The following is a 12934-nucleotide window of genomic DNA, read 5'->3' as shown; positions in this document are numbered from 1 at the left end:
GATGAGAAAATTTTATGCACCTGCTTCTATCGGTAACTTTTGCGTTGGATTTGATTCTCTCGGTGCGTCACTCGCACCGATAGATGGGCAGCTCTTGGGCGACGTTGTTTATATTGAGCAGGCCAATGATGATAGGTTTGAGTGTATTGGTGAGTATGCACATAAGCTCCCAACAGATCCAAAAGAGAATTTGGCATTTCAATGTTTGACTCATTTTAGAGCGCAGGTGAAATCTGATATGCCAAGTGTCTCTTTGACACTTGAGAAAAAATTACCGGTTGGTTCAGGTTTAGGGTCGAGCGCTTGCTCTGTTGTTGCAACTTTTGCGGCATTGAATGCGTTTGCTGGCACTGAGCTGTCACAATCCCAAATGATTGAACTAATGGCGGACTTTGAGGCAAAAGTGAGTGGCGCACGTCATTATGACAATATTACGCCATGTTATCTGGGTGGGTTACAGCTTACCGCGGAGCTAGTACCAGACAGGGCACTGGCATTACCTGTCGACCCGAACTGGTATATTGTTGTGGCATATCCTGGATTTGCATTGAATACATCTAAAGCGAGATCGGTATTACCTGCGACGCTCACATTAAGTGAAAGTGTTGAGTTTGCCCAAAGAATGTCCTCATTTTGTACTTTGCTGCAGTTAAATCGATTTGATGAGGCCGTTGTGCTTATGCAAGACAATGTGGCAGAGCCCAGTCGTTCGCCACTTATCGAAGGGTTCAAAGAAGCAAAGTTGAGTTTACCTGAGCTGGGCGCCAGTGTAGTGAGTATATCTGGCGCTGGGCCAACACTATTTGCGCTGTGCGATTCATTAGAGATTGCTCAAAAGTGTCAAAATTGGCTGAAGTCAAACTATCTGAACGAACAAGGGTTTAGTCACATCTGTAAAATAGACAGTATGGGCACCAGAGAATTGGTTTAAGGAATTAAAAATGAATTTAGTTAATCTTATGGATCCTCAGCAGCAGGTTTCATTTACAGAAGCAGTTAAAATTGGTCTAGGGCGTAATCAAGGCGTTTTTTTCCCTGAGAAATTAGCGGCAATTGAAAATGTTGATGCGTTGTTAGCGATGCCATTTAAAGCCCGCAGTAGCAAAATCTTACAGCATTTAATCGGTGATGAGTTGCCAAGTGATACGCTTGATGAAATGGTGAATAGCGCCTTTAATTTTCCTGCGCCCATTGTTGAGGTTGAAAAGAATACGTATTGCTTAGAGCTATTTCATGGTCCTACACTAGCATTTAAAGATTTCGGTGGGCGCTTTATGTCTGAGTGCATCGGCTTATTTAATCAAGGCGAGCGAGTTACGATTTTAACAGCGACCAGTGGAGATACTGGCGCAGCGGTTGCCCATGCATTTTACGGCAAAGAAAACGTAGACGTAGTTATTCTATACCCGCAAGGCAAAATTTCGCTGGCACAACAAAAGTTATTCACAACGCTAGGTAAAAACATTCATTGCTATGCGGTAGAAGGGAGCTTTGATGACTGTCAAGCACTGGTAAAGCAGGCGTTTTTGGATGAGGAAGTAAAGTCTAAGCTCGGACTAAATTCGGCAAACTCAATCAATATCAGCCGTTTGTTAGCTCAAGTATGTTATTACTTTGAAGCAGTTGCACAATTACCTGAGCCTCAACGTCAGCAAGTGCACATCTCTGTGCCCAGTGGAAATTTCGGTAATGTGTGTGCTGCGATGATAGCGGCGGCGATTGGGCTGCCTGTTAGTAAACTCAGTGCGACGACAAATCAAAATGACACTGTACCGCGTTATATTAAAACGGGTAATTGGTCTCCCAATGCGACTTTAGAGTCGTTATCTAATGCAATGGATGTGAGTAAACCTAATAACTGGCCACGCGTTGAAAGCATGCTTAACACGGCAATATTTAACAAAGATGATTTTTATTCATGTTCTGTGGGTGAGTCTCGTACTCAAGAAGTAATGAGGCACATCAACAAGCTTGGCTATGTTGCAGAGCCACACACTGCGATCGCTTATGAAGGTTTGCAAATTAATAAATCCGATAATGAAACGGGGATATTTTTGGCGACAGCACATCCGGCTAAATTTAAAGACTCTGTTGAAGATGTGTTAGAACAACAACTTGATATGCCACAAGTGCTTGCAGAGGCTTTAGCTAAGCCGTGTTTAGCAGAGGTTATCCACGCTGATTATGGTGAGCTTAAGTCACGTTTGTTTGAAAAGTTAGGGTCGTAACCACACTTACTTCATTGGTCTGTGCATACATAAATCAATAATGGGTGAATGTATGCACATTTTATTTTTTAATGAATGAACTAATCCATATAAATATTTTTTATGTTTAAATAAAAAAATATCATCCCCGAAACACTGTGAAATAAATTCAATCCTTGTTTAAATAGAGCTACGCAGATTTCGTAGGCAATTGGATGTAAATTGCGTACAATTGCATTCGGTAAATTTAATCATACGTGCACCTAGGAGAAACCATGTTAGAACGTAACATGAATATTGCAGATTTTGACCCTGAATTATTTAACGCGATCCAGTCTGAAACGACTCGTCAAGAAGAGCACATTGAGCTTATCGCATCTGAAAACTACTGTAGCCCGCGTGTTTTAGAGGCTCAAGGGTCACAACTTACAAATAAGTACGCAGAAGGTTACCCTGGTAAGCGTTATTACGGCGGTTGTGAGCACGTAGATGTAGTTGAGCAACTGGCAATTGACCGCGCATGTGAATTATTTGGTGCAGACTACGCAAACGTTCAGCCGCACGCTGGTTCTCAAGCAAATGCTGCTGTTTTTCAAGCGCTACTTCAGCCACATGATACTGTATTAGGTATGAGCCTTGCTCACGGTGGTCACTTAACGCACGGTTCTCACGTAAACTTCTCAGGTAAAACATACAATGCAATTCAGTATGGCCTTAATGAAGAAACTGGCGAAATTGACTACGCACAAGTAGAAGCTTTAGCACTTGAGCACAAACCAAAAATGATCATTGGCGGTTTCTCTGCTTACTCCGGTATTGTTGATTGGGCTAAATTCCGCGAAATTGCAGACAAAGTTGGCGCATATTTACTTGTAGACATGGCACACGTTGCTGGTCTAGTTGCAGCTGGTGTTTACCCTAACCCAGTACCTCATGCACATGTTGTTACTACTACGACGCACAAAACACTGGCTGGCCCTCGTGGTGGTTTGATTGTTTCTGCATGTGGTGATGAAGATGTTTACAAAAAGCTGAATAGTGCAGTATTCCCTGGTGGTCAAGGTGGTCCTTTATGTCACGTGATCGCAGCAAAAGCGGTTGCATTCAAAGAAGCACTGGAGCCTGAATTCAAAACTTATCAAACACAAGTTGTTAAGAATGCACAAGCGATGGTAGCCGTTCTTCAAGAGCGTGGTTATAAAGTTGTTTCTGGTAAAACAGATAACCACCTATTCCTACTTGACCTTATCGATAAAGACATCACTGGTAAAGATGCTGATGCTGCACTGGGCCGTGCAAACATTACTGTAAATAAAAACTCTGTACCAAATGACCCTCGCTCACCATTCGTGACATCTGGTCTTCGTATTGGTTCTCCAGCGATCACTCGTCGCGGCTTCAAAGAAGCTGAAGCGGGTGAACTAGCAGGCTGGATCTGTGATGTATTAGATAACATCAATGATGAATCAGTGCAGGCAGAAGTAAAAGAAAAGGTAAAAGCCATCTGTGCTAAATTACCTGTTTACGCATAATTAGACTCACAATTTGCGTTATTTTTGATATTATAAAGGCCGCATTTATGCGGCCTTTTTATTATCTATTTGCTTTGTGTGCTAAACAAAGGCACTTGTTAAGCTTAAACAGATCATATTTATACGCCGCATTAAAAATATTACCCAACAGTGAGAATTTATGCATTGTCCTTTTTGTACGGCAAAAGATACTAAAGTGATTGATTCGCGCTTGGTGGCGTCTGGACACCAAGTAAGACGCCGCCGTGAATGTATAGTTTGTCATGAGCGCTTTACGACGTTTGAAGGGGCGGAATTATTAATGCCCCGAGTGATTAAGCAAGATGGCACACGGGAGCCTTTCAATGAAGATAAATTGCTAAATGGTTTACATCGCGCATTAGAAAAGCGTCCAGTTAGTACTGAGCAAATTGAAGAAGTCGTACATCAAATAAAATCTCAGATCCGCGCAACCGGAGAGAGAGAGGTTAACAGCAAAATGATCGGCGAATGCATTATGGAAGCCCTTAAAAAGCTCGACAAAGTCGCTTATGTTCGCTTTGCTTCAGTGTATCGCAGTTTTGAAGACATCAAAGAGTTCGGTGAGGAAATCGCGAGGTTGGGAGACTGATGCATTTTACACAAGCTGATCATGAGTATATGGCATTGGCCATTGAACTTGCTAAGCAGGGTCAGTACACCACAACGCCTAACCCAAATGTTGGCTGTGTCCTCGTTAAAAACGAAAAAATAATAGGCCAAGGCTTTCATATTCAGGCAGGTGGTCCTCATGCCGAAGTACATGCTTTAAGAGAAGCACAAGGGAAGACACAAGGCGCTACAGCGTATGTGACTCTAGAACCTTGCAGTCACTATGGTCGAACTCCGCCTTGTGCTAAAGGGTTAATTGATGCGGGCGTGAAAAAAGTGATTTGCGCCATGGTTGACCCAAACCCACAAGTGGCTGGCAATGGCATAAAAATGTTAGAGCAAGCAGGTATTGAAACCGCATATGGCTTGCTAGAGCACGAGGCACGTGCCTTAAATAAAGGTTTTCTAAAAAAAATGGAAACTGGAAAGCCCTATGTGATCGCAAAACTCGCCGCAAGTTTAGATGGAAAAACGGCGCTACAAAATGGCCAAAGTAAGTGGATCACTGGACCTATCGCAAGACAAGATGTGCAGAGCTTTAGAGCGCAAAGCTGTGCTGTTTTGTCTGGTGCTGACACGGTATTGGTTGATGATGCCAAACTTAATGTGCGCGCCAGCGAATTTAAAGACTTTGAATTGGTGGATAACCTGGCGCAATTACGTCAACCAATTCGTGTGATCATAGATACTCAAAATCGCTTACATCCTAATCTGAGCTTATTTAGCCAAGAATCTAAGATTATTATTTTACGTACCAAGCTTGATAAACAGCATCAATGGCCTCATTTTGTAGAGCAAGTGTGCTTACCTGAATTCAAAGGTAAGCTAGATTTACATGCTGCAATTGAATACCTAGCGACACAAAATATTAATCAGGTATGGTTGGAAGCCGGCGCGACTTTATGCGGGGCAATGCATGAGCAAAAATTAATTGATGAATATATCATCTACATGGCGCCAAAAATTATCGGTGAAGGTGGCAGGGGCCTATTTAAAAGTTCTGTTTTGACAGAGATGGCCCAAATACCAGAATTTAAAATTACGGAGTGTGTCCAAGTTGGCACAGACATTCGCATAAGTGCGACCACCAAATAAGAGTACATATGTTTACAGGTATCATTGAAGCAACGGGCACACTCACTGAACTTACCTTGAAGCAAGGTGATTTGAGTGTAAAAGTGCAATCTCACAATTTAGATATGACAGATGTGGCGCTCGGCGATAGCATCGCCACTAATGGCGTTTGCCTGACCGTAGTTGAAAAATACAGCAATGGCTTTAAAGCGGACGTATCAAACGAAACTTTATCGCTGACAAGGTTTGGCGATTATCAAGTTGGACAAAAGGTCAATTTGGAAAAAGCGCTGCAGCCGATTTCACGTCTTGGTGGGCATTTAGTGTCCGGCCATGTTGATGGCATTGCAACCGTTGTGGCAGTTGAAGCAAATGCTCGTGCAACTGACTATTGGCTATCTGCTCCTGATAGCCTTATAAAATATATTCCTTATAAAGGCTCTGTTGCTATCGACGGGATAAGCCTAACCGTCAATGCTGTTGAAGGAAATAAATTTAAACTCACCATAGTGCCACATACAGCACAAGAAACAACAATAGCGGATTTTAAAGTCGGTACTGTGGTGAATCTAGAAGTTGATCAAATTGCTAGATATTTGGAGCGTTTAATACAAGGTACTCAAACGACTTCAAGTGAATCGACTCTCACAACCAGTTTGTTGGCACAAGCTGGCTTTATTAAGTAATTGGCCATTCAAACAAAGTAATTAATGGGAAAACTATGAGCTTAAACAGCGCAAAAGAAATCATCGAAGACATTAAAGCCGGTAAAATGGTCATTTTGATGGACGATGAAGATCGAGAAAATGAAGGTGACCTGATCATCGCGGCAGAACATATTACGCCTGAAGCGATTAACTTTATGGCGACCTATGGCCGAGGTTTGATTTGCCTAACGATGACACAAGAAAGATGTCAACAACTCGACCTGCCACTTATGGTGCGAAATAACGGCGCGCAGTTTTCTACTAATTTTACGATGTCAATCGAAGCGGCTAAAGGGGTAACAACAGGTATTTCTGCTGCGGATAGGGCCCGCACAGTACAAGCGGCTGTTGCTAAAGGCGCTGTTCCAGAGGATATTGTTCAGCCAGGTCATATTTTCCCTATTATGGCGCAACCTGGTGGTGTGTTGACTCGTGCAGGGCACACGGAAGCCGGTTGTGATTTAGCGCGTTTGGCTGGACTTGAGCCGTCGTCAGTGATTGTGGAAATCCTAAACCCAGACGGTACTATGGCAAGGCGTCCAGAGCTGGAAGTGTTTGCAAAAGAGCATGATATTAAAATTGGCACCATTGCTGATTTAATCGAATACCGCAACCTGAATGAAACCACAATCGAAAAAGTTGCCCAATGTAAGTTACCAACTGAGTACGGTGAATTTGACCTAGTTACCTACAAAGATTCCATTGATAATCAACTACACTACGTGTTGCTTAAAGGTGAAGTTAAAGAAGATGAGCCGACACTTGTACGAGTTCATTTACAAAGCACATTCAATGATATTCTCCTATCTGATAGAAGTGCCGACCGAAGCTGGACTTTGCATGGTGCAATGGAATACATCGCAGAGCATGAAGGCGCATTAGTCATTCTAGGTAAAAACGAACAGACTGAAGATTTAGAGCAATTGGTTAAAGCCTTTGCTGCTGAAGACGAAGGCGAGAAAATCAGCTATCGTAAGTTTCAAGGTACATCTCGCACTGTCGGGGTAGGCTCACAAATTTTGGCAGACTTGGGTATTCAGAAAATGCGTCTGATGAGTTTGCCGAAGAAATATCATGCTCTTTCTGGCTTCCATTTAGAAGTTGTCGATTACGTAGAGCCGAAATAGTCGCGCTCTTCACTTTTTACACCTACTGTCTGGCTGGACAGTAGGTGTTTTTCTTTAAGATGTGCTATTATGCGCGTCAATTTGGCTATTGCTAATACTGATCAGGAATCATCTAATGAAAATAATTGAAGGTAACAAGTTCGCACCAGGTAAAAAATTTGCCATTGTCATTTCTCGTTTTAACGATTTCATCGGCAGCAGCTTATTAGAAGGTGCAGTAGATGAGCTTAAGCGCACAGGTGGCGTGAAAGATGAAGACATCACTGTGGTTTATGTACCAGGTGCAGTTGAGTTACCTCTTGCAGCTAAACGTGTTGCAATGAAAAAAGAGCATGATGCTATTATCGCGCTAGGCGTTATTATTCGTGGCGGTACGCCACACTTTGATTTGGTGGCTAACGAATCAAATAAAGGACTAGCATGCGTTTCATTAGACTACGATATTCCAGTAGCTTTTGGTGTATTGACGACAGAAAGTATTGAGCAAGCTATTGAACGTGCGGGAACTAAAATGGGTAACAAGGGTGGCGAAGCTGCACTTGGTGCACTAGAAATGGTTAACGTACTTGAGCAAATTTAAGAGGAATCTAAGTGAAACCAGCAGCTAGACGTAAAGCGCGTGTGCTTGCATTGCAAGCTGTCTACTCATGGCAGTTAAGTGGCAACCCAATTGCTGATATTGAGCAGCAAATGCTAATTGAGAACGACGTATCAAAAGTGGATGTGGAATACTTCAAAGATTTAGCACGTGGTGTTGCAGTAAACTATAAACAGTTGGATGAAGCGATTCAGCCTCACCTGTCTCGTCCATTTGACGATCTAGACATGGTTGAATTAGCGACTTTACGCGTAAGCGCGTATGAGCTTAAGTTCCGTGAAGATGTGCCATATAAAGTGGCTATCAACGAAGGGATTGAACTGGCCAAAATGTTTGGTGCAGAAGACAGCCATAAATTTGTAAATGGCGTGTTGGACAAAGCAGTTAAGAAAATCCGCAAGTAATCAGAATCATGAGGAGAGCCGGCATTGGCCGGCTTTTTTAATGTATGAAGGAATTTGAGTTAATTAATCATTACTTCAAAGGCAGAGGCATAACTCGCCGTGATGTTGCCGTTGGAATTGGTGATGATTGTGCTGTAGTTGATATTCCTGAAAATTGTCAACTTGCAGTCACCACAGACACCTTAGTTGAAGGTGTGCACTTCTTTCCCGATATTCCCGCAAGGGCATTAGGACATCGTGTCCTAGCTGTTAACTTAAGTGATTTGGCAGCCATGGGTGCTGAACCCACTTGGATATCAATCGGTCTGACCTTGCCTGCAGTTGATATGACATGGCTTGAGGAATTTACCGAGGGTCTGCACGAAATCGCTGAATATTATAATGTACAGTTGATTGGTGGCGACACAACACAAGGGCCGCTTACAATTACCATTTGTGCTAAAGGCATTGTGCCTAAGGGCAAGGCTTTAACACGATCGGGCGCAAACGTGGGTGATTGGATTTATATTACAGGTCCAGTTGGTGATGCTGCTTTGGCGATTGAATCTCGTAAGCGTGGTATTACATTAAATCCAGACCAAGTAAAACGTGTAACCGAAAAGTTACATTATCCAAAGCCGCATGTTGCTGCGGGTCAGGTATTAAGAGGTCTTGCGACTTCATGTATCGATATTTCTGATGGCCTACTTGCAGATCTCCAACATATTGTTGACCGTTCTATGGTAGGTGCTGAGGTGGATATAAATAAAGTCCCCATTTCTGATGATTTACGTGCCTTAGATGATGAAAATCTACGAGAAATGTTGAGTTTGTCTTATGGTGATGACTACCAACTACTGTTCACTGTCAATGACAACAACAGAAGTGCTGTTGAGGCGAGGTTAGTTCAATATGGTGTTCAGGCAATTTGCATTGGACAGATCACAAATACAGCGGGCACTGTTGAGCTTTACAAAGATGGCGAGAAATACTCTATCTCAGAGCAAGCTGGCTATGAACACTTTAATTAGGAGCGAGCTTGGATAAGTCGTTAAAATTCAATCTCAAACGCCCACACCAATTGTTTGCGTTGGGGTTTGGTACGGGCCTTGCGCCCAAAGCACCTGGCACAGTTGGAACATTAGCCGCATTGCCGTTTATTTTTGCCACAATGACATTGCCAATTTGGTTTCAAGTTAGCCTTGCTGTTTTAATGACGATATTCGGAGTTTGGGTATGTGGAAAAACAGCGAGAGACGTGAAGGTACATGACCACCCTGCAATTGTTTGGGATGAAGTGGTTGGTTTTTATATTACCATGATTGGTGCCGCTATTAGTTGGCAATCGTTAGTTGTGGGTTTTGTTTTGTTTCGCTTTTTCGATATTGCTAAACCAGGCCCCATTAGAATGCTAGATAAAAAGCTACACGGCGGGCGTGGAATTATGGCTGATGATGTTTTGGCTGGTATTTTTTCATTGATTTGTATCCAAGCTTTGTTTAAAACAGGGGTCCTAGTCGGCTAACCTAAAGTTGAAAAAGAGGGAATCTATGCACACATTTTTTCTACTGTTAATCATGTTGGTGACATTCAATGTAAATGCTGCTATTAACGATTACGTTGTAAAACAGTGGAACATGCAAAATGACTTACCATCACAAAGCATTAAAAGTGTGGTGCAAGATCAGCAAGGCTATATTTGGCTAGGCACGCAATTTGGACTTAGTCGATTTGATGGACATCAGTTCGTCAATTTTAACACTCAAAACACCAACTTTTTAGTTAGTAATGCGATCAATAAACTTGTTGTTGATCGCTTTGGCATGCTTTGGGTAGGGACTCGCCGAGGTGTGTTGCGCATAGACCCCCAAACTATGAAGGCGCAAAAGTTCAAGATCCAAGCAGATGTCAAAGATATTATTGAAGATAATAACGGTAATATTTGGGTTGCTGCAAACGGACTTTATTATATTTCCGCAAAACGTTTAATGTTGGATAAAAACAATTTAGACGATAGTAAATTATCACTTACCCATATTAGCCAGATTGTCGGCGCAGTGACAAAGATGGCACCATCACCAGATGGTATTTGGGTCGTCAATGAACGTCATCTACTACGTATAGGTGAAGCACAGTTTGTTGGCTCTAGCGGCATGAGATTAGAATTGTCGAGCAAAATCTCTTTGCCCCGTCAGCTGGCTCAGACTAATATTCATGATTTAGCTTGGGTTGATGGCAAGCTCTTTCTTGCATCGCAACTAGGTGCATTTTTCTTAGATTTTGATGAAGTTTTAAGACGTTTTGATGAAATTGGGAATAGTGCCGTTTATAAGTTTTTAAGTGATGAACAAGGAGGGATGTGGGTCTCTACCTATGGCCGTTTGTTATATAAAGAAAGTGGCGGCGAATGGCAATCCGTTGATTTAGTGCAACTTGATCAGGGTATATGGTTTACTGATCTATTTATAGATAAGAGTAATAACGTTTGGCTTGCGAGCATCAATGAAGGCTTGTGGCTTGCTCATTCTGGACGAGTTGAGCGTTTTCAAGCTGGGCTTCGAGGCAAGCAGGCCATTTCAGCTATGACTATGGGGCCAAGAGGAAACGTTTGGGTAGCTACTCGAGAAGGCGTTGGCATGCTGGATCAGGATGATAACTACCAGCCTATAATTACACCAGCCCAGTTAAAGGGTGTAGAAGTACATGATATGGAGTTCTTGGATGGACGTTTGTATTTAGGGACTGGTCGTGGTGTTGTGATATATGACAATGGCCAATTACTAGCCATTCCAAATCGTGAATTTCGCCAAACTCAAGTTTTTACTATAAGCCCTTCCAATCAAGGCGGTCTATGGATAGGTACAGGGCGTGGTTTATACCGACTTGATTACAATGGTCTAACGCCGTTTACTTATAATGCATTCTTAGGAAGCCAATTCGTCACTTATATCGTTGATTTTCCACGCTATGGTTTCATAGGTACTGATAAAGGTGCGTATAAATATAATGAACGTGGCATTGAAAAAATAGGTGGCCAAACTTCACTAGAAACAGCTTACGTGACCAGCATTTTACATGTTGAAAACTATACAACTCTGGTGGGGTCATTTTATGATGGTTTATATTATCGTACTGAGTCAGGAGACTGGTTTCAGTTAGATGCCTCTCACGGTTTGCCTTACGGTCCTATTCTGTCTTTACACTATGATAAAGAGCAAAACTTTATCTGGGTAAGCTCTATGAAAGGTGTTTACCGTATGTCCATAGAGCAATTTACACAAGAGATTGAAAACCTGAAAGTTGAACAGGTCATCAACCCGTTTGATAGACAGTTAGACGGAATGCCGAGTCAATGTTGTACTGGTCTTGGCCATGACTCAGTGGTTGAGGTAGATGATGTATTATTGTATCCAAGCTTGCAGGGAGTAGTCAGAATTCCAAAAAGTGTTAAGCTTTTTAGTGATAGTGAGCTTGAACCTCGTTTCGAAGGGATCACGACACCGGTTAGGGAGCTGACACCAAACAAAATTGTAGAAAGTATTGTTTTGGATACCAATGAGCGAGACTTAACAATTCGCTATACCGCAATTGATTTTTATGCTCCACAAAGTATTGAATTTAGATATAAGCTCGAAGGCCATGATGATCAATGGCGAGATGCGCTTGCGAGACGTGAAGCCATTTACACGAATTTACCACCGGGTGAGTTCACATTTAAGTTAGAAGTAAAACGTCGGGGAGAAGATTGGCAAGAAGCACACTCTAAAGCTGTCAAATTGACACTGCCACGTCGCTTTGATGAAACCGTCTTTTTTAGGCTTATTATCACTTGTGGATTTATCTTTTTATTCTATCTTGTGTTTTGGGTGTTTAGAGCACAGGAAAGGCGCAAACAAGCTGCGTTAGAGGAACTGGTCACAGAGCGTACTACAGAGCTCAGAAAAGCCAATGAAAAGCTCAATAAAGTGAATACACAATTAAAGTTAGTGAGTCATTCTGATGAACTTACAGGCTTGAAAAGTAGACGGTTTTTATTTGATCAGTTGCCTAAAGATATTGAACACTATCAGCGCAATGCGCATTCATTAAAAGAGCAGGGAAAAAGTCTCGTATTAATGATTTTAAACATTGATAAGTTCAGTAAAATTAACGACGCTAATGGGCCGATAGGTGGGGATAGTTGCTTACAGCAATTGGCTACTTTATTAAACACTCGTACTCAAGGCTCTGATTATGTTGCACGCTGGAGTGGTGATGAGTTTCTACTTTTACTGCGTGATTTTCAATGTTCTGATGTGGATCAGTATGTTAAAGACCTGTGCAAGGCAATTGGTGAATTTGATTTTACTTTGCCCAATGGCAAATCGACAAAAATGACTGTGTCTGTCGGTTGGTCGTTCTACCCACTACAAATGTTAGGTGGGCACGTTATTGGATGGGAAGCATCGGTCAATCTTGCTGATATCGCGTTGCATCAAGTTAAGCGCAGCGGTGGTGACGGCGCAGGAACAGTAGCTTTTGATGACGAGTTGGATGCGTTTGAATTTGAGCAAAGTCAGAATGTAGAATCTCAGTTACAATTACTTCAATCTAATGGCTTAGCTGAAATTAAAGTGTGGATGCGCTAAAGTTATCAAGCAAAAATGAATAGTGCCAAGCTGAACAAGTGTAACTCT

The 12934-nt window shown here is 42.2% G+C and carries 12 protein-coding genes; all 12 read left to right on the top strand.

Going from position 1 to position 12934, the window contains the following annotated elements; translation table 11 throughout:
• The first annotated feature begins 1 nt into the window (after position 1).
• The 12 genes from thrB to QNM16_RS07805 all read left to right on the top strand — a co-directional run bounded on the left by thrB (position 2) and on the right by QNM16_RS07805 (position 12886).
• Positions 2–931, top strand: a complete 930-nt coding sequence (gene thrB / locus QNM16_RS07860) for a homoserine kinase (RefSeq protein WP_284019998.1) — start codon at positions 2–4, stop codon at positions 929–931.
• A gap of 10 nt (positions 932–941) precedes the next feature.
• Entirely contained in the window at positions 942–2228 is a 1287-nt protein-coding gene (gene thrC / locus QNM16_RS07855) for a threonine synthase (RefSeq protein ID WP_284019997.1), read from the top strand.
• Positions 2229–2482: 254 nt separating this feature from the next.
• Complete coding sequence (gene glyA, locus QNM16_RS07850; RefSeq protein WP_023398518.1) at positions 2483–3739, top strand: serine hydroxymethyltransferase; 1257 nt, start codon at positions 2483–2485, stop codon at positions 3737–3739.
• Positions 3740–3899: 160 nt separating this feature from the next.
• Complete coding sequence (gene nrdR / locus QNM16_RS07845; protein ID WP_023398519.1) at positions 3900–4349, top strand: transcriptional regulator NrdR; 450 nt, start codon at positions 3900–3902, stop codon at positions 4347–4349.
• The gene (gene ribD, locus QNM16_RS07840; RefSeq protein WP_284019996.1) at positions 4349–5464 is read left to right on the top strand and encodes a bifunctional diaminohydroxyphosphoribosylaminopyrimidine deaminase/5-amino-6-(5-phosphoribosylamino)uracil reductase RibD; all 1116 of its coding nucleotides are present in this window, start codon (positions 4349–4351) and stop codon (positions 5462–5464) included. Before nrdR ends, ribD begins: the two co-directional genes overlap by 1 nt.
• A gap of 8 nt (positions 5465–5472) precedes the next feature.
• Positions 5473–6129: a riboflavin synthase gene (locus QNM16_RS07835; protein WP_284019995.1), complete on the top strand. Its 657-nt coding sequence runs from the start codon at positions 5473–5475 to the stop codon at positions 6127–6129.
• A gap of 35 nt (positions 6130–6164) precedes the next feature.
• Positions 6165–7277 (top strand): bifunctional 3,4-dihydroxy-2-butanone-4-phosphate synthase/GTP cyclohydrolase II, encoded by a 1113-nt coding sequence (ribBA, locus tag QNM16_RS07830; protein WP_284019994.1) that lies wholly within the window; start codon positions 6165–6167, stop codon positions 7275–7277.
• Between the two features lie 115 nt (positions 7278–7392).
• On the top strand, positions 7393–7857 hold the full coding sequence (gene ribH / locus QNM16_RS07825; RefSeq protein ID WP_039611622.1) for a 6,7-dimethyl-8-ribityllumazine synthase: 465 nt from the start codon (positions 7393–7395) through the stop codon (positions 7855–7857).
• An 11-nt stretch (positions 7858–7868) separates the two neighbouring features.
• Positions 7869–8279 (top strand): transcription antitermination factor NusB, encoded by a 411-nt coding sequence (gene nusB, locus QNM16_RS07820; RefSeq protein WP_284019993.1) that lies wholly within the window; start codon positions 7869–7871, stop codon positions 8277–8279.
• 44 nt (positions 8280–8323) lie between these two features.
• Positions 8324–9289, top strand: a complete 966-nt coding sequence (gene thiL / locus QNM16_RS07815) for a thiamine-phosphate kinase (protein WP_284019992.1) — start codon at positions 8324–8326, stop codon at positions 9287–9289.
• A gap of 8 nt (positions 9290–9297) precedes the next feature.
• Complete coding sequence (locus QNM16_RS07810; protein WP_284019991.1) at positions 9298–9783, top strand: phosphatidylglycerophosphatase A family protein; 486 nt, start codon at positions 9298–9300, stop codon at positions 9781–9783.
• Positions 9784–9808: 25 nt separating this feature from the next.
• The gene (locus QNM16_RS07805) at positions 9809–12886 is read left to right on the top strand and encodes a diguanylate cyclase domain-containing protein (protein WP_284019990.1); all 3078 of its coding nucleotides are present in this window, start codon (positions 9809–9811) and stop codon (positions 12884–12886) included.
• Positions 12887–12934: the final 48 nt, after the last annotated feature.

This window comes from Pseudoalteromonas umbrosa (assembly GCF_030125375.1).
Taxonomy (GTDB): Bacteria; Pseudomonadota; Gammaproteobacteria; order Enterobacterales; family Alteromonadaceae; genus Pseudoalteromonas; species Pseudoalteromonas umbrosa.
The sequence above is the reverse complement of the archived record's forward strand: the minus strand, read 5'-3'. Positions and strand labels throughout refer to the sequence as shown.

Bases quoted from the DNA above. Each gene is read 5' to 3' on its own strand.
- thrB (WP_284019998.1), top strand. From the start codon at position 2: ATGAGAAAATTTTATGCACCTGCTTCTATCGGTAACTTTTGCGTTGGA.
- ribD (WP_284019996.1), top strand. From the start codon at position 4,349: ATGCATTTTACACAAGCTGATCATGAGTATATGGCATTGGCCATTGAA.
- thiL (WP_284019992.1), top strand. From the start codon at position 8,324: ATGAAGGAATTTGAGTTAATTAATCATTACTTCAAAGGCAGAGGCATA.
- nrdR (WP_023398519.1), top strand. From the start codon at position 3,900: ATGCATTGTCCTTTTTGTACGGCAAAAGATACTAAAGTGATTGATTCG.
- glyA (WP_023398518.1), top strand. From the start codon at position 2,483: ATGTTAGAACGTAACATGAATATTGCAGATTTTGACCCTGAATTATTT.
- thrC (WP_284019997.1), top strand. From the start codon at position 942: ATGAATTTAGTTAATCTTATGGATCCTCAGCAGCAGGTTTCATTTACA.
- QNM16_RS07835 (WP_284019995.1), top strand. From the start codon at position 5,473: ATGTTTACAGGTATCATTGAAGCAACGGGCACACTCACTGAACTTACC.
- ribH (WP_039611622.1), top strand. From the start codon at position 7,393: ATGAAAATAATTGAAGGTAACAAGTTCGCACCAGGTAAAAAATTTGCC.
- QNM16_RS07805 (WP_284019990.1), top strand. From the start codon at position 9,809: ATGCACACATTTTTTCTACTGTTAATCATGTTGGTGACATTCAATGTA.
- ribBA (WP_284019994.1), top strand. From the start codon at position 6,165: ATGAGCTTAAACAGCGCAAAAGAAATCATCGAAGACATTAAAGCCGGT.